The sequence below is a fragment of the Vibrio sp. L85 genome, assembly GCF_963871815.1.
In the GTDB taxonomy this organism is placed as follows: Bacteria; Pseudomonadota; Gammaproteobacteria; order Enterobacterales; family Vibrionaceae; genus Vibrio; species Vibrio harveyi.
Genome location: NZ_CAWMYL010000141.1, coordinates 1 through 517, shown reverse-complemented (window position 1 = coordinate 517; position 517 = coordinate 1). Strand labels below are relative to the sequence as shown.

General features: G+C 43.1%; 1 protein-coding gene. It reads right to left on the bottom strand.

The genetic code is table 11. The features are described 5' to 3' along the window. Positions 1-156: 156 nt before the first annotated feature. Positions 157-517 (bottom strand): hypothetical protein (locus tag AACR11_RS14150; protein ID WP_223295741.1); only part of this gene is annotated, 361 nt, incomplete at its 5' end.

The window sequence follows — 517 nt, the reverse complement described above, 5'->3', positions numbered from 1 at the left end:
CTGTTTACGCCGGCCAACTTTCAAATCAATATCGCGGCGCATCATTACAGGTAAGTGTGCCGTGATATTAGAAATGTACTGAGCCAAAGATAAGCCCATTCCGGGCTCAAGGAATCGCTTATAAACACTCATAGGTCAAATACCGCCATGCCTGCTTTATGGCAATTCCGCCAATCGCTTACCTGCCGTTCTAAGCTTGCTCGTCGCACCCTTAAAGCTCTCAATATCTGTGATGACATAGTATTTAGAGTTCATGAAGCCCCGCTCAATTGAAATGCTCTTATTAAGCATGTTGGAGACATGGACTAAATCCTTTCCGGCTTGTTTTATCTGACTGTCCTTGTATTGCTTCTTTGCCTTTTTGTTTTCAAAGTGCAATTCAAACGTAAAGTATTCACAGACAGGACATTGTTTTATTGCAGGAAATACCGTGAACGCCTTTTGTGTATAGCTTTTGGTGTGGTCGCAATGGCTACAGCGGTAGTCTCTAGTGATAGGTGCGAGTGTCATTAGGTTA